Here is a 16,725-nt window from a genome sequence, read left to right as displayed (position 1 = left end):
CCGCACCCTCCTCGCCATCGGCTCCTCCCTCTGCCTGTACGAGGCCGGCATGGCCCTCAACGACTGGGCGGCCCGCGAGGCGGCGGCCTCCGCAGCGGCGACGGTGCGGGTCATCGGCGGCCCCCGAGTTCGCCGGCACGGTCACGCCCGGTGCCGCCGGCGCCGTCACCGCGACGCCCACCACCAACAGCACCGTCACGCCCACCGCCACCGCCACGCCCACCGGCACCGCCACGCCCGCCGCCACCGCCCCCGCCGTGACGCCCATCACCGACAGCACCGTCGCGCAGTCGGGCGGCGAAGCGTTTCAGCTCTGTGTACTGCTCGGCCAGGGACGAGGGTCCGTCGCCGACCGGGTCCTTGAAGTAGAAGCCCAGTTCGCCCAGCGGTCCGGAGATGCCCTTCTCGTGGGCGCGGGCGGTCAGGCGGGCCAGGTCCAGGACGAGCGGCGCGGCCAGCGCCGAGTCGCAGCCCTGCCAGGTGGTCTGGAGGACCATCCGGGCGCCGAGGAACCCGTCGAAGGCGATGTGGTCCCAGGCCGTCTTCCAGTCGCCGAGTGCCGGTACGTCGTCGATGTGGGTCTCTCCCTCGACCGCGGTGCCGAGGGTGTCGGCGAGGACGCGTTCCTTGCCGGCGTTCTTCGCGGCGGCGGCCGCCGGGTCGGCGAGGGCGGCGCCGTCGCCGCCGCCCAGGAGGTTGGTGCCGGACCACGCGCGCACGGCGAGGGCCCGCTGGAGGAACATCGGGCCGAGCACCGACCGCAGCAGGGTCTGCCCGGTCTTGCCGTCGCGCCCGGCGTACGGCAGACCCGAGGCCTCGGCGAGCGGGGCCAGCGCCGGGTGGTGCAGGCCCGTGGAGGGGGTGAAGTTGACGTAGGGGCAGCCGGCCCGCAGGGCGGCGGCGGCGTAGAGGGAGCTGGCCGGCAGCGCGCCGCCGTCGGGGGCCGGCTCGGTGGAGGCGACGTTGATCACGACGGCGCCCGCGAGTCCCTGGCGGGCGACGAAGTCGCGGATGTCGGCGGCGAACACGTCGATCAGTTCGTCGTCGCCCCGGCCGGAATCGCCGTCGGGCCCGCCGACCGCGTCCCCCGGGAGGGGACCGCCCGGCTTGATCTCCTGGTCCGCGGCGACGAGTTCGGCGTGGACCGCGGACGGCAGGCCGTGCGGCAGGACGCCGCCCGCGGCGAGGTGCTCGGCGCGCTTGGGCAGCGGGCAGTCGACGGTGTCGTGCCCGCCGAAGACGAGGGAGGACAGGGCAGGCAGACCGCTCGCCGCGAAGGGCTCGGTCTCGGTGACCATGCCGGTCGGCGGATGGAGCCCGGCGGCCACGGCGGCGCAGCCGGCGATCGCGGTGGTGGCGACGGAGCCGCGCGCGCCGACGAACCAGACGCCGAAGCGGGGGGCCGTCGAGGGGGTGGGCTGGGTCGGTTCGGCGGACATGGGCAGCCTCCTTGTCGTACGCGAACCTGGTGCGAGTGCCGGAAGTGGTGTGCTGCCGGGCGTGAGGGGCCCGGCGGGACGGCGGGCGGAGGTCCGGCGTCCTCCGCCCGCCGCCGTTCCGGTCGCCCCGGAGGGCGGGGCACCCCGCGGGTGCCGCCGCCTTCCTGGGACGGGTGGTCGCCCTAGGAGGGCAGTTCCTTGAGCTGGATGTTGCGGAAGGAGACCTGGTCGTCGGCGCCGTGGTTCTGCAGGCCGATGTAGCCGTCGGTCAGGCTCCGCTCGGGGTCCTTGTTGGTGAAGTCGTTGATCTTGACTCCGTTGAGGAACACCTGGAGGCGTTCGCCGCGGACCTTGATCTCGTAGGAGTTCCACTGGCCGGGCGGCCGCAGGACCTGGTCACGGGCCTTGATGTTCGCCGCCTTGAACGTGTAGATCGAACCGGTCGTGCGGTCGACCTCGTCCGTGGCGTCGATCTGGATCTCGTAGCCCCTGTCCACGGCCGACCAGGGGTCCTCGGAGGCCGGGAAGCCCACGAAGACGCCGGAGTTGTCGTCGCCCTGCATCTTCCAGTCGAGCTTCAGGGAGTACGACTTCAGCTCCTTGGCCTGGTACCAGAGCAGGCCCATGCCGCCCTCGGTCTCCAGGGTGCCGTCCTTGATGTTGAACTTGCCGGGTCCGGCCTGCTTCCAGCCCTCCAGGGTCTGGCCGTTGAAGATGTCCCGGTAGCCCTTGTCCGGTTTGCAGTCGGCCTTGACCTGGCCGGTGGCGTACTGCATGCCGCCGAGCAGGTGGCCGCGGAAGGTTTCGTCCGCGTAGGACTCCTTGGTGTGGCCGAGGCCGGTGTAGAAGGAGCGGCCGCCGCCGTAGCTCTGGCACCAGGCGATCGGGTGGTCGCCCTTCATGGTGCCGCCCTCGTAGGTCGTCTCGTCGAGGGTGGCGAGGACCTTGGCCTGCTCGCGCGGGTTGGTGCGGTAGTTGTACAGCTCGTCGGTGTGCTCCCAGGCGTCGTCCAGGTGGGCGGTGGCCGGGTGGTCGTGGTCCTCGACGCGGACGGTGGCCTTCTGGATCTCCGGGTGCGAGTCGAAGTAGGCGCCGACGAGGCCGCCGTAGAACTCCCAGTCGTACTCGGTGTCGGCGGCGGCGTGGATGCCCAGGTAGCCACCGCCGTTCTTGATGTAGTTCTCGAAGGCCTGCTGCTGGGCGTCGTTGAGGACGTCACCGGTGGTGGACAGGAAGGCCACCGCGTCGTACTTGGCGAGGTTGTTCGTGGTGAACTGTCCCGCCTCCTCGGTCGCGGTGACCGAGATGCCGGCCGGGGTGCCCAGCTCCTTCAGCGCGGCGACGCCCTCCGGGATGGAGTCGTGGCGGAAGCCGGCCGTCCTGGAGAAGACGAGGACCTTCTTGCCCTGCTTGAACGGCTCCTTGGAGAACTCGAAGTCGTCCACGTCGTACAGCGCGCCCTCGCCGCCCTTGAAGACCAGGTACAGCTCGGTGGTCTTCTTGGGGAGCGCCCGCAGCGGTACGTCGACGTCCTCGAAGGTCTCCCAGCCGCCGGTCGGCGGGATGTACGCCGAGCCGTGCAGCTTGCCGTTCGGCGAGCCGGTGCGGACCTCGAGGTAGCCGCCGGAGCCGCCGGAGGAGGCCCGGACGGTCAGCTTCTTCTGCCCGTCGAACTTGTAGGGGCTGAAGGAGATCCAGTCGCCGTCGTGGATGTCGCCGACGGTCTTGCCGCCGTTGGCACCGGTCTTGTCGACGGCCGACACGCCCTGCTGGGTGGTGAAGTGCTCGGCCTGGCGGTGCAGCGGCTGCAGCACGGTGCGGGCGGTGCCGGTCAGGGCCTCCTGGCCGTTCGCGCCGCCGTCGGTGTAGCTGGCGCCGACGACGCCGTAGATGTTGGCGTTGGGGTCGTGGCCGCCGTCGCCCGGCGGCGGGTTGAGGGTGCCCTCGCAGCCCGTCTCGCTGGTCAGCTCGTGGGCGTGGTTGTCGTGGCCGAGGCTGTAGGCGACCTTGACCTTGGAGCAGTCGATCGTCTCCTCGGGGTCGGTGACCGTCACCTTGAACGGTACGGGGTCGCCGAAGGCGGCCAGGGCGCCGTTGCCCGGAACGTCGATCTTCACGGTGGGCGCGGTGTTGCCGACCACGATGCGGACGCTGGCGTTGCCGGTGTTGCCCTCGGGGTCGGTGGCGGTGAAGGTCGCGGTGTAGGTGCCGACCTCCTTGTACTTGTGGGTCGGGGTGAGCCCCTCGCCCTTGGTGCCGTCGCCGAAGTCCCAGGCGTAGGTGAGGTCCGGGGAGTCGGCGTCGGCGGCGGTGGCGGTGAACTTGACCTTCAGGCCGGCCGCGCCCGACGTCTTGTCGGCGCTCGCCTCGACGATCGGCGTGTAGCCGTCCGCGGCGTTCTCGATGCGGTACAGGCCGGAGTTCTCGTCGCCCTGGAACCAGGAGAGGCCGTAGTCGAGGACGTAGAGCGCGCCGTCGGGGCCGAACTCCATGTCCATGATCTGCGTGCCGGTCCACGGGAAGTCGTTGATCGAGGCGACCGTGCCGTCGGCGTTCTGCTCGATCCGTTTGATCCACTGGCGGCCGAACTCGCCGGCGAAGAAGTCGCCGTCGTACTCCTCGGGGAACTTGACGCTGGAGTCGAGGTCGGGGTCGTAGCGGTAGACCGGTCCGCCCATCGGGGACTCGGAGCCGCTGCCGAACTCGGGCACGGAGTCGTCGTCGTACGGGATCCACGCGGCCTGCGCGGGCGGCAGGTCGGTGAGGCCGGTGTTGTGCGGCGAGGTGTTCTTCGGGGCGGCGCAGTCGAACGTCTCGCCGGAGGTGCCGGTGGCGAAGTCGTAGTCGACGTACGGGTCGTTGGCCCCGGTGCAGAACGGCCAGCCGAAGTTGGCGGCCTCGGTCACCTTGGCGAACTCGACCTGTCCGGCCGGGCCGCGGTTCGGGTCGGCCGCGCCGGCGTCGGGGCCGTAGTCGCCGACGTAGACGGTGCCGGTCTTCTGGTCGACGCTGATGCGGAACGGGTTGCGGAAGCCCATCGCGTAGATCTCGGGACGGGTCTTCTCCGTGCCGGGCTCGAAGAGGTTGCCCTCCGGGATCGTGTACGAGCCGTCCTCGGCGACCTTGATGCGCAGGAGCTTGCCGCGCAGGTCGTTGGTGTTGCCGGCGCTGCGGCGGGCGTCGAAGGCCGGGTTGCGGTCGGCGCGCTCGTCGATGGGCGTGAACCCGTCGGAGGCGAAGGGGTTGGTGTCGTCGCCGGTCGACAGGTAGAGGTTGCCCTCGGCGTCGAAGGCGATGTCGCCGCCGACGTGGCAGCAGGTGCCGCGGGAGGCCGCGACGTCCAGGACCTTCTTCTCGCTGGCCATGTCCAGCGTGCCGTCGTCCTTGAGGACGAAGCGGGACAGGCGGTTGACGCCGTCGAAGGGCGCGAAGTCCTCGGCGGTGCCGTTCTCCGGGGCGTCGCCGGCGGGAGTGTCGAGCGGCGGGGCGTAGTAGAGGTAGATCGCCCGGTTGTTCTCGAAGTCCGGGTCGACGCCGACGCCCTGCAGGCCCTCTTCGTCGTGGCTGTAGACGGGGATCTGGCCGGCGACCTTGGTGACGCCGCCCTGGTCGGTGAGGCGCAGTGTGCCGTCGCGGGCGGTGTGCAGGACGCTGCGGTCCGGGAGCACGGCCAGCGACATCGGCTCGCCGGTCTCGGCCTCGCCCTTGGCGAGCGGTACCTGCTGGAACTGCCCCTCGGCGGCCACCGGTTCGTCGTGCTCCGGGTGGCCGGGGTGGGCCCCGGCGACGGTGGCCGGTGCGCCGACGGTCAGCAGGAGGCCGGTGAACAGGGCGAGTGCGGTGCGCAGTCCGGGACGCCTCCCGGCCCTGGTGCCGCCGAGGCCGGACCTGCTGCCTTCGAGCGTGCCGGTGAGGGTGCCTTTGAGTCTGGTCCTGGTGCCTTTGAGCCTGGTTCTGTGCACGAAGTCCCTCCGGGAACGGGTGGGCCGTACGGAACGGTGCGAAGACGTGCGATGCGGGCGCCGGGGTGCGCCGTCACCCCGGAGGCGTGTATGTCCTGAACACTTCAGGGACGGTAACCGCGTTCTTCCTGAGCCAACACCCCTTGGGCCGTGACTCGTTCAACTTTTTCCCAACTCAGGACAAAGCGGGATTCGGGCACGCCGGACCGGGGACCGGCGACACCTCCGGTCCCCGTTCCCGGCCTGCGGCGCCGGGCGCGCGGCTCAGCTGTTGAACGCGGCGTCGAAGGACGCGCTGGGCGGCTCGAAGTCGAAGGCCTTGAGGCGGGTGAGGGCCTCGGGTGCGCCCTGGAGCCGGTCCATGCCGGCGTCCTCCCACTCGACGGAGACGGGCCCCTGGTAGTCGATGGAGCGCAGCATCCGGAAGACGTCCTCCCAGGGGACGTCGCCGTGTCCGGCCGACACGAAGTCCCAGCCGCGCCGCGGGTCTCCCCAGGGCAGGTGGGAGCCGAGCCGCCCGTTGCGGCCGTCGAGGCGCTTGCGGGCCTCCTTGCAGTCGACGTGGTAGATCCGGTCGCGGAAGTCCCACAGGAAGCCGACCGGGTCGAGGTCCTGCCAGACGAAGTGCGAGGGGTCGAAGTTCAGCCCGAAGGCGGGCCGGTGGCCGACCGCCTCCAGGGCGCGGTGGGTGGTCCAGTAGTCGTAGGCGATCTCGCTGGGGTGGACCTCGTGGGCGAAGCGCACGCCCTCGGCGTCGAAGACGTCGAGGATCGGGTTCCAGCGCTCGGCGAAGTCCTCGTAGCCGCGCTCGATCATGGACTCGGGCGCGGGCGGGAACATCGCGACCAGGTGCCAGATCGCGGATCCGGTGAACCCGATGACGGTGTCGACGCCGAACCTGGCGGCGGCCCGTGCGGTGTCCTTGATCTCGGCCGCGGCCCGCTGCCGCACGCCCTCGGCGTCGCCGTCGCCCCAGATGCGGGCGGGCAGGATCGCCTCGTGGCGCTCGTCGATGATGGCGTCGCAGACCGCCTGGCCGACCAGGTGGTTGGAGATCGCCCAGCACTTGAGGCCGTACTTGTCGAGCAGCTGGTGGCGGGAGTCGACGTAGGAGGGGTCCGCGAGGGCCTTGTCGACCTCGAAGTGGTCGCCCCAGCAGGCGAGTTCCAGGCCGTCGTAGCCGAAGTCGCGGGCGCGGCGGCAGACCTCTTCCAGGGGCAGGTCCGCCCACTGACCGGTGAACAGGGTGAAGTTGCGCGGCATGTCGCTGCCAGCCTCCTCAGGGGGCGATCGGGGTGTAGACGGAGTTCTTGCCGGCGCTCTCCTCCACCGCCGCGAGCACGCGCTGCACCTGCAGCCCGTCGGCGAAGGAGGGTTCGGGACGCACGCCCTCGGCGACCGCGTGGACGAGGTCGCGCGCCTGGTGCACGAAGGTGTGCTCGTAGCCGAGTCCGTGGCCCGGCGGCCACCAGGCGTCGAGGTAGGGGTGCTCGGGTTCGGTGACGAGGATGCGGCGGAACCCGGCGTGCTCCCCGGGTTCGGTGCCGTCGTGGTACTCCAGCTCGTTGAGGCGCTCCAGGTCGAAGGCGAGGGAGCCGCGCTCGCCGTTGACCTCGATGCGCAGGGCGTTCTTGCGGCCGGTGGCGTAGCGGGTGGCCTCGAAGGAGACCAGGGCGCCGGAGGTGAGGCGGCCGGTGAACACGGCGGCGTCGTCGACGGTCACCTGTCCCGTCACCCCGTCCGCCGATCCCGCGGACAGGCCCCTGGGGGCGCCGGCGGGCAGCGGGCGCTCGCGTACGAAGGTCTCGGTGAGGGCGGAGACGCCCGCGATCCGCTCCCCCGTGAGGTACTGGGCGAGGTCCACGATGTGGGCGCCGAGGTCGCCGAGGGCGCCCGAGCCGGCCAGGTCCTTGCGCAGCCGCCAGGTGAGCGGTGCCTCCGGGTCCACCAGCCAGTCCTGGAGGTACGTCACCCGCACGTGCCGCAGCCGCCCGATCCGGCCCTCGGCGACCATCCGCCGGGCAAGCGCGGTGGCCGGTACGCGGCGGTAGTTGAAGCCGACCATCGCGATCCGGCCGCGCGCTGCCGCCTCCTCGGCGGCACTGGTCATGGCCGCCGCCTCCTCGACGGTGTTGGCCAGTGGTTTCTCGCACAGGACGTGTTTTCCGGCGGCGAGCGCGGCCAGGGCGATCTCGGCGTGGCTGTCGCCGGGGGTGCAGACGTCGACGAGGTCGATGTCGTCCCGCTCGATCAGCGTCCGCCAGTCCGTCTCGGTGCTCTCCCAGCCGTGCCGGTCGGCCGCCAGGCGGACGGCGTCGGCGTCCCGCCCGCAGATCGCGGCCAGTACCGGGTTCAGCGGCAGGTCGAAGACCCGGCCGGCGGTGCGCCAGCCCTGGGAGTGGGCGGCTCCCATGAAGGCGTAGCCGACCATGCCGACGCGCAGCGGCGGTCTGGTCGCGGACGCCCCCGTCGGCCCGGTACCGGTCCCGCTGTCGGTCCCCGTACCGGCGGCCGGTGCCCCGGCCTCCTCGGGCTGCTGCGGCTGTCCCATGCGGATGTCCTCCTCGTCGTGGTGGCGCGGTGGGGGTGGGCCCCGCCCCGGCCCGGCTGGTCAAACCGGGACCGGCGCGGGGACCGTCACTTGAAGCCCGTGGACATGTACTGGTCGACGTTCTCCTTGTCGACGACGGCCGAGTAGCAGGTCACCGACGAGGGGATCTCGTACTCGGCGAGTCCGCCGACGCCCTTGCCCTGGCCGAGGGCGCGGGCGAGGTCGATGGCGGAGGCGGCCATGGTCGGCGGGTACAGGACCGTCGCCTTGAGCACGCCGCTGTCGGCCTTGATGGCCTGGAAGGCGGAGAGCGCGCCCGCGCCGCCGACCATCACGAAGTCGTCGCGTCCGGCCTGCTCGATGGCGCGCAGCGCGCCGACGCCCTGGTCGTCGTCGTGGTTCCACAGGGCGTCGAACTGCGACTGGGCCTGGAGCAGCTGGGCCATCTTGGACTGGCCCGACTCGACCGTGAAGTCGGCGGCCTGGCGGGCCACCTTCTTGATGTTGGAGTAGTTCTTCAGGGCATCGTCGAAGCCCTGGGTGCGCTGCTGGGTCAGCTCCAGGTTGTCCGGTCCCGACAGCTCGATGACGCGGGCGCCGGGCTTGTCCTTGAGCCGTTCGCCGATGTAGTGGCCGGCGTTGAGGCCCATGCGGTAGTTGTCGCCGCCGACCCAGCAGCGGTAGGCCTGCGCGGAGTTGAAGATGCGGTCGAGGTTGACCACCGGTATGCCGGCGCGCATCGCCTTCAGTCCGACCTGGGTGAGGGCCTTGCCGTCGGCCGGCAGCACCACGAGGACGTCGACCTTCTTGTTGATGAGGGTCTCGATCTGGCCGATCTGCTGCGCGGTGTCGTTGGAGCCCTCGGTGACCTCCAGGGTGACGTCCGAGTACTTCTCCGCGCGCTTCTTGGCGTTGTCGTTGATGGCGTTGAGCCAGCCGTGGTCGGCCTGGGGGCCGGCGAAGCCGATGGTGACCTGCTTGCCCGGCTTGTCGTCGGCGGCCGGCTGGTTGTCCGCGGCGGCCTTGTCGTCGCCGTCGTCGGGGTCGTTGCTCGTGCACCCCGTGAGGACGGCACCGGCGGACAGGGCGGCGGCCCCGAAGAGCATCCCTCTGCGACTCGTGAGCTTCGTCATGACGGTGAACCCTTTCCTCAATGCGTGCTTGCGGTACGACGCTGGACCAGCACGGCGGCGACGATGATCGCGCCCTTGGCGATCTGCTGGACGTCGCTCTGCAGGTTGTTCAGGGCGAAGATGTTGGTGATCGTGGTGAAGATCAGGACGCCGAGGACGGAGCCGACGATGGTGCCGCGGCCGCCGCTCAGGAGCGTGCCGCCGATGATCGCGGCGGCGATGGCGTCGAGTTCGTAGAGGTTGCCGTTGGTGTTCTGGCCGGATCCCGCCAGGACGATCAGGAGGAAGGCGGCGATGCCGCAGCACAGCCCGGACAGCAGGTAGAGGTAGAGGCGCTGGCGGCGGACGTCGATGCCGGCCAGCCGGGCGGCCTCGGGGTTGCCACCGACGGCGACGGTGCGGCGTCCGAAGGTGGTGCGGTTGAGCACCAGCCAGCCGATGACGGTGACGGCCGCGAAGACCAGCACCAGCGGCGGGATGCCCAGCACGTAGGAGTCGCGCTCGCCGAGGTCCAGGACGCTGGAGACCGTGACGACCTGGGTCTGTCCGTCGGTGATCTGCAGCGCCAGGCCGCGCGCCGAGGCCAGCATGGCGAGGGTGGCGATGAACGGGACCATCGCGCCGTACGCGATGAGCACGCCGTTGACCAGGCCGCAGCCGACGCCGACGACGACCGCGGTGAACAGGATGCCGAAGAACCCGTACTCCTGGGTGGCGACGGTGGTCGCCCACACCGAGGACAGGGCGACGATGGCGCCCACCGACAGGTCGATGCCCCCGGACATGATCACGAAGGTGACGCCGACGGTGACGACGCCGATGACGGACGCCTGGGTGAGCACCAGCTGCAGGTTGCGGGTGTCGAGGAACGCGTCGGGCTGGGTGATGCCGCCGATGAGGATCAGCACGGCGAGTACGCCGAGCAGACTGAGGGTGCGGACGTCGGCGCGGGCCGTCAGGGTCCGCCAGGCGGGCGGCGGCCCGTCGACCGGTGCCGCCTTGCCGGTGCCGTCCCGCGGCGGGGACACGTGCTGCGTCATGACGCCGGGCTTCCTTCCATCACGAGGTCGAGTACGCGGTGTTCGTCGAGTTCGCGGGCGGGGGCCTCGTGCACGACGCTCCCCTCCCGCAGCACCAGGACGCGGTCGGCGAGGCCCAGTACCTCGGGCACCTCGCTGGAGACCAGCAGGACGGCGAGGCCCTCGTCGGCGAGGCGCCGGATGACCGCGTACAGCTCGGCGCGGGCGCCCACGTCGACGCCGCGGGTGGGTTCGTCGAGCAGCAGGACCCGGCAGCCGCGCAGCAGCCAGCGGGCGAGGACCGCCTTCTGCTGGTTTCCGCCGGACAGGGTGCGCACCGGCACCGAGGGGTTGTCGGGCCGCAGGGACAGCTCGCGGGTGGCCTCGCGGGCGGCGGAGAGTTCGGCGCCGCGGTCCATCCAGCCACCGCGCGAGAAACGGGACATGGCGGAGACGGACACGTTGCGGGTGACGGACTCCAGCATGAGCAGGGCCTGCGCCTTGCGTTCCTCGGGGGCGAGTCCGAGCCCGGCGCGCACCGCGGCGCGCACGCTGCCGGGCCTGAGCGGGCGTCCGTCGACGAGGACCTGTCCGGCGCTCGGCTTGCGGGCGCCGTAGACGGTCTCCAGGATCTCGGAGCGGCCGGAGCCGACGAGTCCCGCGAGACCGACGATCTCGCCGGGGCGGACCTCCAGGTCGAGCGGCTCGAACTCCCCCTGCCGGGCCAGCCCCTTGACGCTCAGGACGGGCTCGGCCGCGGGGGGTCCGGAGGGGCGGTCCGGGAAGACGTACTCGACGTTGCGGCCCGTCATCAGCGCCACCACCTCGCTGGTCGGCGTCGACTCGGCGGGCAGTCCGCCGGCGACGGCCCGGCCGTCCTTGAGGACGGTGACCCGGTCGCCGATGCGGCGGATCTCCTCCAGGCGGTGCGAGATGTAGACGACGGCGACGCCCTCGGCGGTGAGGTCGGCGACGATGCGGAAGAGGTTGTCGACCTCGTCGGGGTCGAGCGCGGCGGACGGCTCGTCCATCACGATCAGCCGTACGTCGTGCGAGAGCGCCCGTGCCATGGAGACGATCTGCTGCTGTGCCGCCGACAGGTCGCCGACCAGCCGTCCGGGATCGACCTCCGGGTGTCCGAGCCGCTTGAGCAGCTGGGCCGTCGAGGCCCTGGCCGCCCTTCCCCGTACGACGAAGCCGGCCGTGGTGGGCTCGTGGCCGAGGTGGACGTTCTCGGCGACCGACAGGTGCTCCACCAGGTCGAGTTCCTGGTAGATCGTGGCGATGCCGAGGCGCATGGCGGCGATGGGCGAGCGCAGGGTGACGTCCTCGCCGCGCCAGCGGATGGTGCCGGTGTCGGGCTGGTGGGCGCCGGCCAGCACCTTGATGAGGGTGGACTTCCCGGCGCCGTTCTGGCCGAGCAGGCAGTGCACCTCGCCGGCCTGGACGTCGAGGTCGACGCCGTCCAGGGCCCGGACTCCGGGGAACGACTTGGTGATGCCGGACATGCTGAGCAGCGGTGGTTCTGGTGCCATGTGAGGTCCCCTCGGCGGGCGGGCGGGCCGGTGTCAGGGCAGAGCAGGGCAAAGCGGGGCGGAAGCGAGCAGAGCAGGGCCTTGCGGGGCAGAGCACTGTACTGGTGGGACCCGGCGCCGGGCGGTGCGCCCGGGACCGGTGGTGCCTACGCGGGTGAGAACAGGTGGTCGCTGATCAGCCGGGCCGCGCCGATGACTCCGGCGGTGGGGCCCAGCTCCCCGAGGACGATGGGCAGGTTGCCGGTCGCCAGGGGCAGCGACTGGCGGTAGACCTGGGTGCGGATGGCGGCGAGCAGGTTGTGGCCGAGGCCGGTCACCCCGCCGCCGATCACCACCAGGCCGGGGTTGAAGAAGCTGACCAGGCCCGCGATGACCTGGCCGGTGCTCCGGCCGCCCTCGCGGATCAGGTCCAGCGCGGTGGCGTCGCCCGCGGCGGCCGCGGCGGCGACGTCGGCGGCGCTCAGGCCCCCGTTCGCCTCCAGCCGGTTCGCGAGTTCGGCCGAACGGCCCTGCTCGGCGGCCTCCGCGGCGTCGCGGGCCAGTGCCGCGCCGCTGAAGTGGGCCTCCAGGCAGCCCCGGTTGCCGCAGGCGCACTGGCGGCCGTCGGGCACGGCCTGGATGTGCCCGATGTCGCCCGCGCTGCCCGTGGTCCCCCGGTAGACGTCACCGCCGACGACGATGCCGCAGCCGATGCCGGTACCGATCTTGACGACGAGGAAGTCGTGCACGGTGCGGGCGACGCCCGCGTGCTGCTCCCCCAGCGCCATCAGGTTCACGTCGTTGTCGACCATGACCGGGCAGCCGAGTTCCTGGCTGAGCGCCTCCCGCACGGGGAAGCCGTCCCAGCCCGGCATGATCGGCGGAGCCACCGGCACACCCTCGGGGAAGCGGACCGGCCCCGGGACGCCGATGCCGGCGCCGTCGAAGCCCTCCGCGAGCCCCGAGGCGCGCAGCTTGGCGGTCATGGACAGCACCTGCTCGAAGACCGCGACGGGCCCCTCGCGCACGTCCATGGGCTGGTTGATGTGGCCGAGGATCTCCAGCTCGGCGTTGGTGACGGCGACGTCGACCGAGGTCGCGCCGATGTCGACGCCGACAAAGCGCAGTTCGGGGTTGAGGCGGACGTTGTGGCTGCGGCGCCCGCCGCGCGAAGCGGCGAGTCCGTCGGCCACGACGAGCCCGGTCTCCAGGAGCCGGTCCACCTCGACGGCCAGCTTCGACCGGGAGAGGTCGACCTGGTCGCCGAGCTGGGCACGGGAGTTGGGCCCGCCGTCGCGCAACAGCTGGAGCAGTCGCGCTTGGTGGGCGTTCGCGGGTCGTGCGGTCATGCGTCTCACGAGCCCCTCCCCGCCTCGATCGGCCGTTGAAGTCCGCCGGTTTCCGGCCACGTGGCCCGGTCGCGTCCCTGACGTGCTCCCGTGACCTGTTCCCGTGGCTTGCTTTCGGAGGGAACGTAGCAGTGGCCGCCGGGTGTGGGAAGAAGTTGCGCATGAATTACTGCCAACTTTCTCCACTCACAGGACAAAGAAGAGTGCGGCGCGTCCCGGTCCCGGACGCGACGAGGCCGCCCGGCACGGTCGCCTGGCGGCCTCGGAAGGGGGTCTGACCTCATGCTTCGTCCCGCACGGCCGTCCCGGGCGACGCCTTGCCGTGCGCCGCCGGCTTCTGCGCCGCCCCTCCTCGGGCGTGACAGGAGCGCCGGGTGTGCTCGGTGTGCTCGCGCATCCGCCGGGTCGCGGTCTGCTCGCGCACCCGCCGGGTCGCGGTCTGCTCGCGCACCCGCCGGGTCGCGGTGTGCTCGCGCATCCGCCGGGTCGCGGTCTGCTCGTCGCGCCCGGTGACGGCGGCGATCAGCCGGCGTTGCCCGATCCACGGCTGCCGGCCGCGCTGCCGGGCGATCGGCGCGCGGTGCCGGCGCACCCGGCGCTCGGTCCGGCGGGCGGCGGGTGCGGCGAGGACGGCGTTGCCGCCAGCTCGATGATCCTCGCGCGGAAGCGGGCGTTGAGGGCGACGGCGGCGTCCACGTCGTCGGCGGGGACGGCCCCCGCCCCCCTCGAAAGCCGGCACAGCCGTACGCGCGGTATCGATGGTCCTCCGTCCACGGTTTACGGTGCCAAGGGCGCGGCACCCCGGGGGCCGGCGACGTCACATCCGGGGTGTGCAGGGGCCGTTCGGGCCGGCGTTCGGGAAGGGCGGGCCGCCGTTCAGGGGCAGCGGACGACCTGGCCGGCGTAGGAGAGGTTGCCGCCGAAGCCGAAGAGCAGGGCCGGGTCGCCGGTGGAGATCTCGCCCTGCTCGACGAGCTTGGACAGGGCGAGCGGGATGCTGGCCGCCGAGGTGTTGCCGGACTCCACGACGTCCCGCGCGACGACGGCGTTCACGGCGCCGATCTTCGCCGCGAGGGGCTCGATGATGCGCAGGTTGGCCTGGTGCAGGACGACCGCCGCGAGGTCGGCCGGCACGAGCCCGGACCGCTCGCAGGCCTGCCGGGCGATGGCGGGCAGCCGTGTGGTGGCCCAGCGGTAGACGCTCTGGCCCTCCTGGGCGAACCGCGGGGGCGTGCCCTCGATGCGGACCGCGTTGCCCATCTCGGGCACGGACCCCCACAGCACGGGGCCGATCCCCGGCTCCTCGCCGGGCGCGCAGGCCTCCACGACGGCGGCGCCCGCCCCGTCGCCGACCAGGACGCAGGTGGTGCGGTCGGTCCAGTCGGTCACCTCGGACATCTTGTCCGCGCCGATCACCAGCGCGCGCTGCGCCGAGCCGGCCCGTACGGCGTGGTCGGCGGTGGCCAGGGCGTGGGTGAAGCCCGCGCAGACGACGTTGAGGTCCAGTGCGGCGGGTCCGGGGATGCCGAGGCGGGCGGCGACGCGGGCGGCGGTGTTCGGGGAGCGGTCGATCGCGGTGGAGGTGGCGACCACGACCATGTCCACGTCGGCGGGGGTGAGCCCCGCCGAGGCGAGCGCCTTGGCGGCGGCGTGACCGGCCAGCTCGTCGACCGGCTCGTCGGGTCCGGCGATGCGGCGCGACCGGATGCCCACCCGGCTGCTGATCCACTCGTCGCTGGTGTCGACCATGCCCGTCAGTTCCTCGTTGGTGAGGACCCGGGCGGGCTGGTAGTGGCCGACGGCGGTGATGCGGGAGCCATGGTGCATGGGTGGAGTCCTCGCTGCCTCGGGTACGGGATCCACCAGTGTGTTCAGTGACCGACGGGTACGACGGCAGGTGATGCGACAGGAAACGGGCGCGCGGCTTGTCGGCTTCGGTCAGCATCCTTCGGCGCCGCCGGGCCATCGCCGCAGGTGGCACCGCTGCCACCCGCGGCGGCCGGTGCCCCGCGGCACCGGCACACCCGTTCCCCTCTTCCTCTTGTCCAGTGACGGTCCAGTCACGGTCCAGTCACGGTCCAGTGATGTGGCCGGCGTCGTCCAGTGCTCGTCCGCCGGTCATCCGGTGAACAGCTGGGTCGCCTTCCGGACGAGTTCGTACAGCCCGTAGGCGAGCGGCGCGCCCACCCAGAGCCAGGTGAAGGCGATCAGCGGCCGCCGGTCGGGGGTGTCAGGCGGACTCTGGCTGCTGTCGGGCGACATCGTTGCCCTCCTTCGGTGCCTGGGTTGCGGGTTCGTGGTGGCGGGCGTCGACGGGCCGGACGAGTTCGTTGGCGACGAAGCCGACGACCAGCAGCCCGATCATGATGAGGAACGACGTGCCGTAGAGGTCCGCGCCGTGGTGTCCGGCCTCCTCCTGCCGGTCGGCGATCCAGTTCACGATCAGCGGCCCGAGGACGCCGGCCGTGGACCAGGCGGTGAGGAGCCGGCCGTGGATGGCACCGACCTGGTACGTGCCGAAGAGGTCCTTCAGGTAGGCGGGGATGGTGGCGAAGCCGCCGCCGTAGAAGGAGAGGACGACCAGGGCGCACAGGACGAACAGCGGCTTGGAGGAGTCGCCGAAGAGGGCGATCAGGGCGTACATCAGGGCGCCGACGCCGAGGTAGACGCGGTAGATGTTCTTGCGTCCGATCAGGTCGGAGGCCGAGGACCAGCCGAGCCGGCCCGCCATGTTGGCCGCCGACAGCAGGGCGACGAAGCCCGCGGCGGCGGCCGCCGACACCGGCGTGGAGCTGTCCGCGAAGAAGTCGGTGATCATCGGCGCGGCCTTCTCCAGGATGCCGATGCCGGCCGTCACGTTCATGCAGAGCACGATCCACAGCAGCCAGAACTGCGGGGTGCGCAGGGCGCTGCGTGCCGAGACCTGCACGCCCTCCAGCGGGGCCGGCGAACCGTCCGCCTGCTCCTTCGGCCGCGGCACCCGCACCAGCAGCACGCCCATCAGCATGAAGACGGCGTACGTCAGGCCGTGGACGAGGAAGGCGAGGGCGATCCCGGAGCTGTCGGAGCCGAAGGAGTCCAGCATCTGCGCCGACCAGGGCGAGGCGATGAGGGCGCCGCCGCCGAAGCCCATGATGGCGATGCCGGTGGCCATGCCCGGCCGGTCCGGGAACCACTTCATCAGCGTCGACACCGGCGAGATGTAGCCGATGCCGAGCCCGATCCCCCCGACGAAGCCGTAGCCGAACACGATCAGCCAGTACTGCTCCGCCACGGCGCCCAGCGCGGAGAGCAGGAAGCCGGACGAGAAGCAGATCAGGGCGACGGTCATCGCCCAGCGCGGTCCGTGCCGTTCCACCAGCGTGCCGCCGAACGCGGCCGACAGGCCGAGCATGACGATGCCGAGCTGGAAGGGCAGGGCGCTCTGCGTGCCGCTGAGGCCGAGCGCGGACTCCAGCGGCGGTTTGAACACGGACCACGCGTAGGCCTGGCCGATGGAGAGGTGGACCGAGAGGGCTGCCGGGGGAACGAGCCAGCGGCTCCAGCCCGGAGGTGCGACGGGGGGGCTCATGGGTCCCCAACCGTATGGACTGAAAATGCTCTTGAAAAGACTGTTGAGCAGACAACCACTACTGCCGCACAAGGGTTAGCTGTCAGTAACCTGCCTGAACCCGCCCGGTGCCGCCCGCTCCGTCCCGGGCCGCGGCCGCGACGCCCGGATCCCGCCCGTGCGCGTACGGCGGAGTGGGCCGCGGCCT

11 protein-coding genes and 1 pseudogene are annotated in these 16,725 nt (G+C 71.8%); all 12 read right to left on the bottom strand.

All coding sequences use genetic code 11. The annotated features are described in order from the left end of the window. Positions 1–110 precede the first annotated feature (110 nt). Positions 111–1,439, bottom strand: a complete 1,329-nt coding sequence (locus HZS56_RS29660; protein WP_216723886.1) for an inositol-3-phosphate synthase — start codon at positions 1,437–1,439, stop codon at positions 111–113. 182 nt (positions 1,440–1,621) lie between these two features. Then, a complete protein-coding gene (locus tag HZS56_RS29655; RefSeq protein ID WP_216723888.1) occupies positions 1,622–5,287 on the bottom strand; it encodes a ThuA domain-containing protein in 3,666 nt (1,221 codons plus the stop codon). 378 nt (positions 5,288–5,665) lie between these two features. Continuing rightward, positions 5,666–6,664, bottom strand: a complete 999-nt coding sequence (locus HZS56_RS29650; RefSeq protein WP_216723885.1) for a sugar phosphate isomerase/epimerase family protein — start codon at positions 6,662–6,664, stop codon at positions 5,666–5,668. Between the two features lie 16 nt (positions 6,665–6,680). Next, positions 6,681–7,952: a Gfo/Idh/MocA family protein gene (locus HZS56_RS29645; RefSeq protein ID WP_216723884.1), complete on the bottom strand. Its 1,272-nt coding sequence runs from the start codon at positions 7,950–7,952 to the stop codon at positions 6,681–6,683. 86 nt (positions 7,953–8,038) lie between these two features. After that, positions 8,039–9,085 (bottom strand): substrate-binding domain-containing protein, encoded by a 1,047-nt coding sequence (locus HZS56_RS29640; RefSeq protein ID WP_216723883.1) that lies wholly within the window; start codon positions 9,083–9,085, stop codon positions 8,039–8,041. A gap of 17 nt (positions 9,086–9,102) precedes the next feature. Beyond that, complete coding sequence (locus tag HZS56_RS29635) at positions 9,103–10,125, bottom strand: ABC transporter permease (RefSeq protein ID WP_216723882.1); 1,023 nt, start codon at positions 10,123–10,125, stop codon at positions 9,103–9,105. Further along, on the bottom strand, positions 10,122–11,639 hold the full coding sequence (locus tag HZS56_RS29630) for a sugar ABC transporter ATP-binding protein (RefSeq protein ID WP_216723881.1): 1,518 nt from the start codon (positions 11,637–11,639) through the stop codon (positions 10,122–10,124). Before HZS56_RS29630 ends, HZS56_RS29635 begins: the two co-directional genes overlap by 4 nt. A 146-nt stretch (positions 11,640–11,785) precedes the next feature. Continuing rightward, a complete protein-coding gene (locus HZS56_RS29625) occupies positions 11,786–12,967 on the bottom strand; it encodes an ROK family transcriptional regulator (RefSeq protein ID WP_216723880.1) in 1,182 nt (393 codons plus the stop codon). Positions 12,968–13,247: 280 nt separating this feature from the next. Next, a pseudogene (locus HZS56_RS29620) lies at positions 13,248–13,696 on the bottom strand (FCD domain-containing protein); the annotation flags it as partial. A gap of 147 nt (positions 13,697–13,843) precedes the next feature. Continuing rightward, positions 13,844–14,794 (bottom strand): beta-ketoacyl-ACP synthase III, encoded by a 951-nt coding sequence (locus HZS56_RS29615; RefSeq protein ID WP_216723879.1) that lies wholly within the window; start codon positions 14,792–14,794, stop codon positions 13,844–13,846. 291 nt (positions 14,795–15,085) lie between these two features. Next, on the bottom strand, positions 15,086–15,229 hold the full coding sequence (locus HZS56_RS29610; protein ID WP_216723878.1) for an MFS transporter small subunit: 144 nt from the start codon (positions 15,227–15,229) through the stop codon (positions 15,086–15,088). Beyond that, positions 15,198–16,538, bottom strand: coding sequence for an OFA family MFS transporter (locus HZS56_RS29605; RefSeq protein WP_216723877.1), 1,341 nt, complete (start codon positions 16,536–16,538; stop codon positions 15,198–15,200). Before HZS56_RS29605 ends, HZS56_RS29610 begins: the two co-directional genes overlap by 32 nt. Between the last annotated feature and the right edge of the window lie 187 nt (positions 16,539–16,725).

The organism is Streptomyces mayonensis, assembly GCF_018982965.1.
GTDB lineage: Bacteria > Actinomycetota > Actinomycetes > Streptomycetales > Streptomycetaceae > Streptomyces > Streptomyces mayonensis.
Note: the sequence above shows the minus strand (reverse complement) of the source record. Positions and strands in the feature narration are given on the sequence as shown.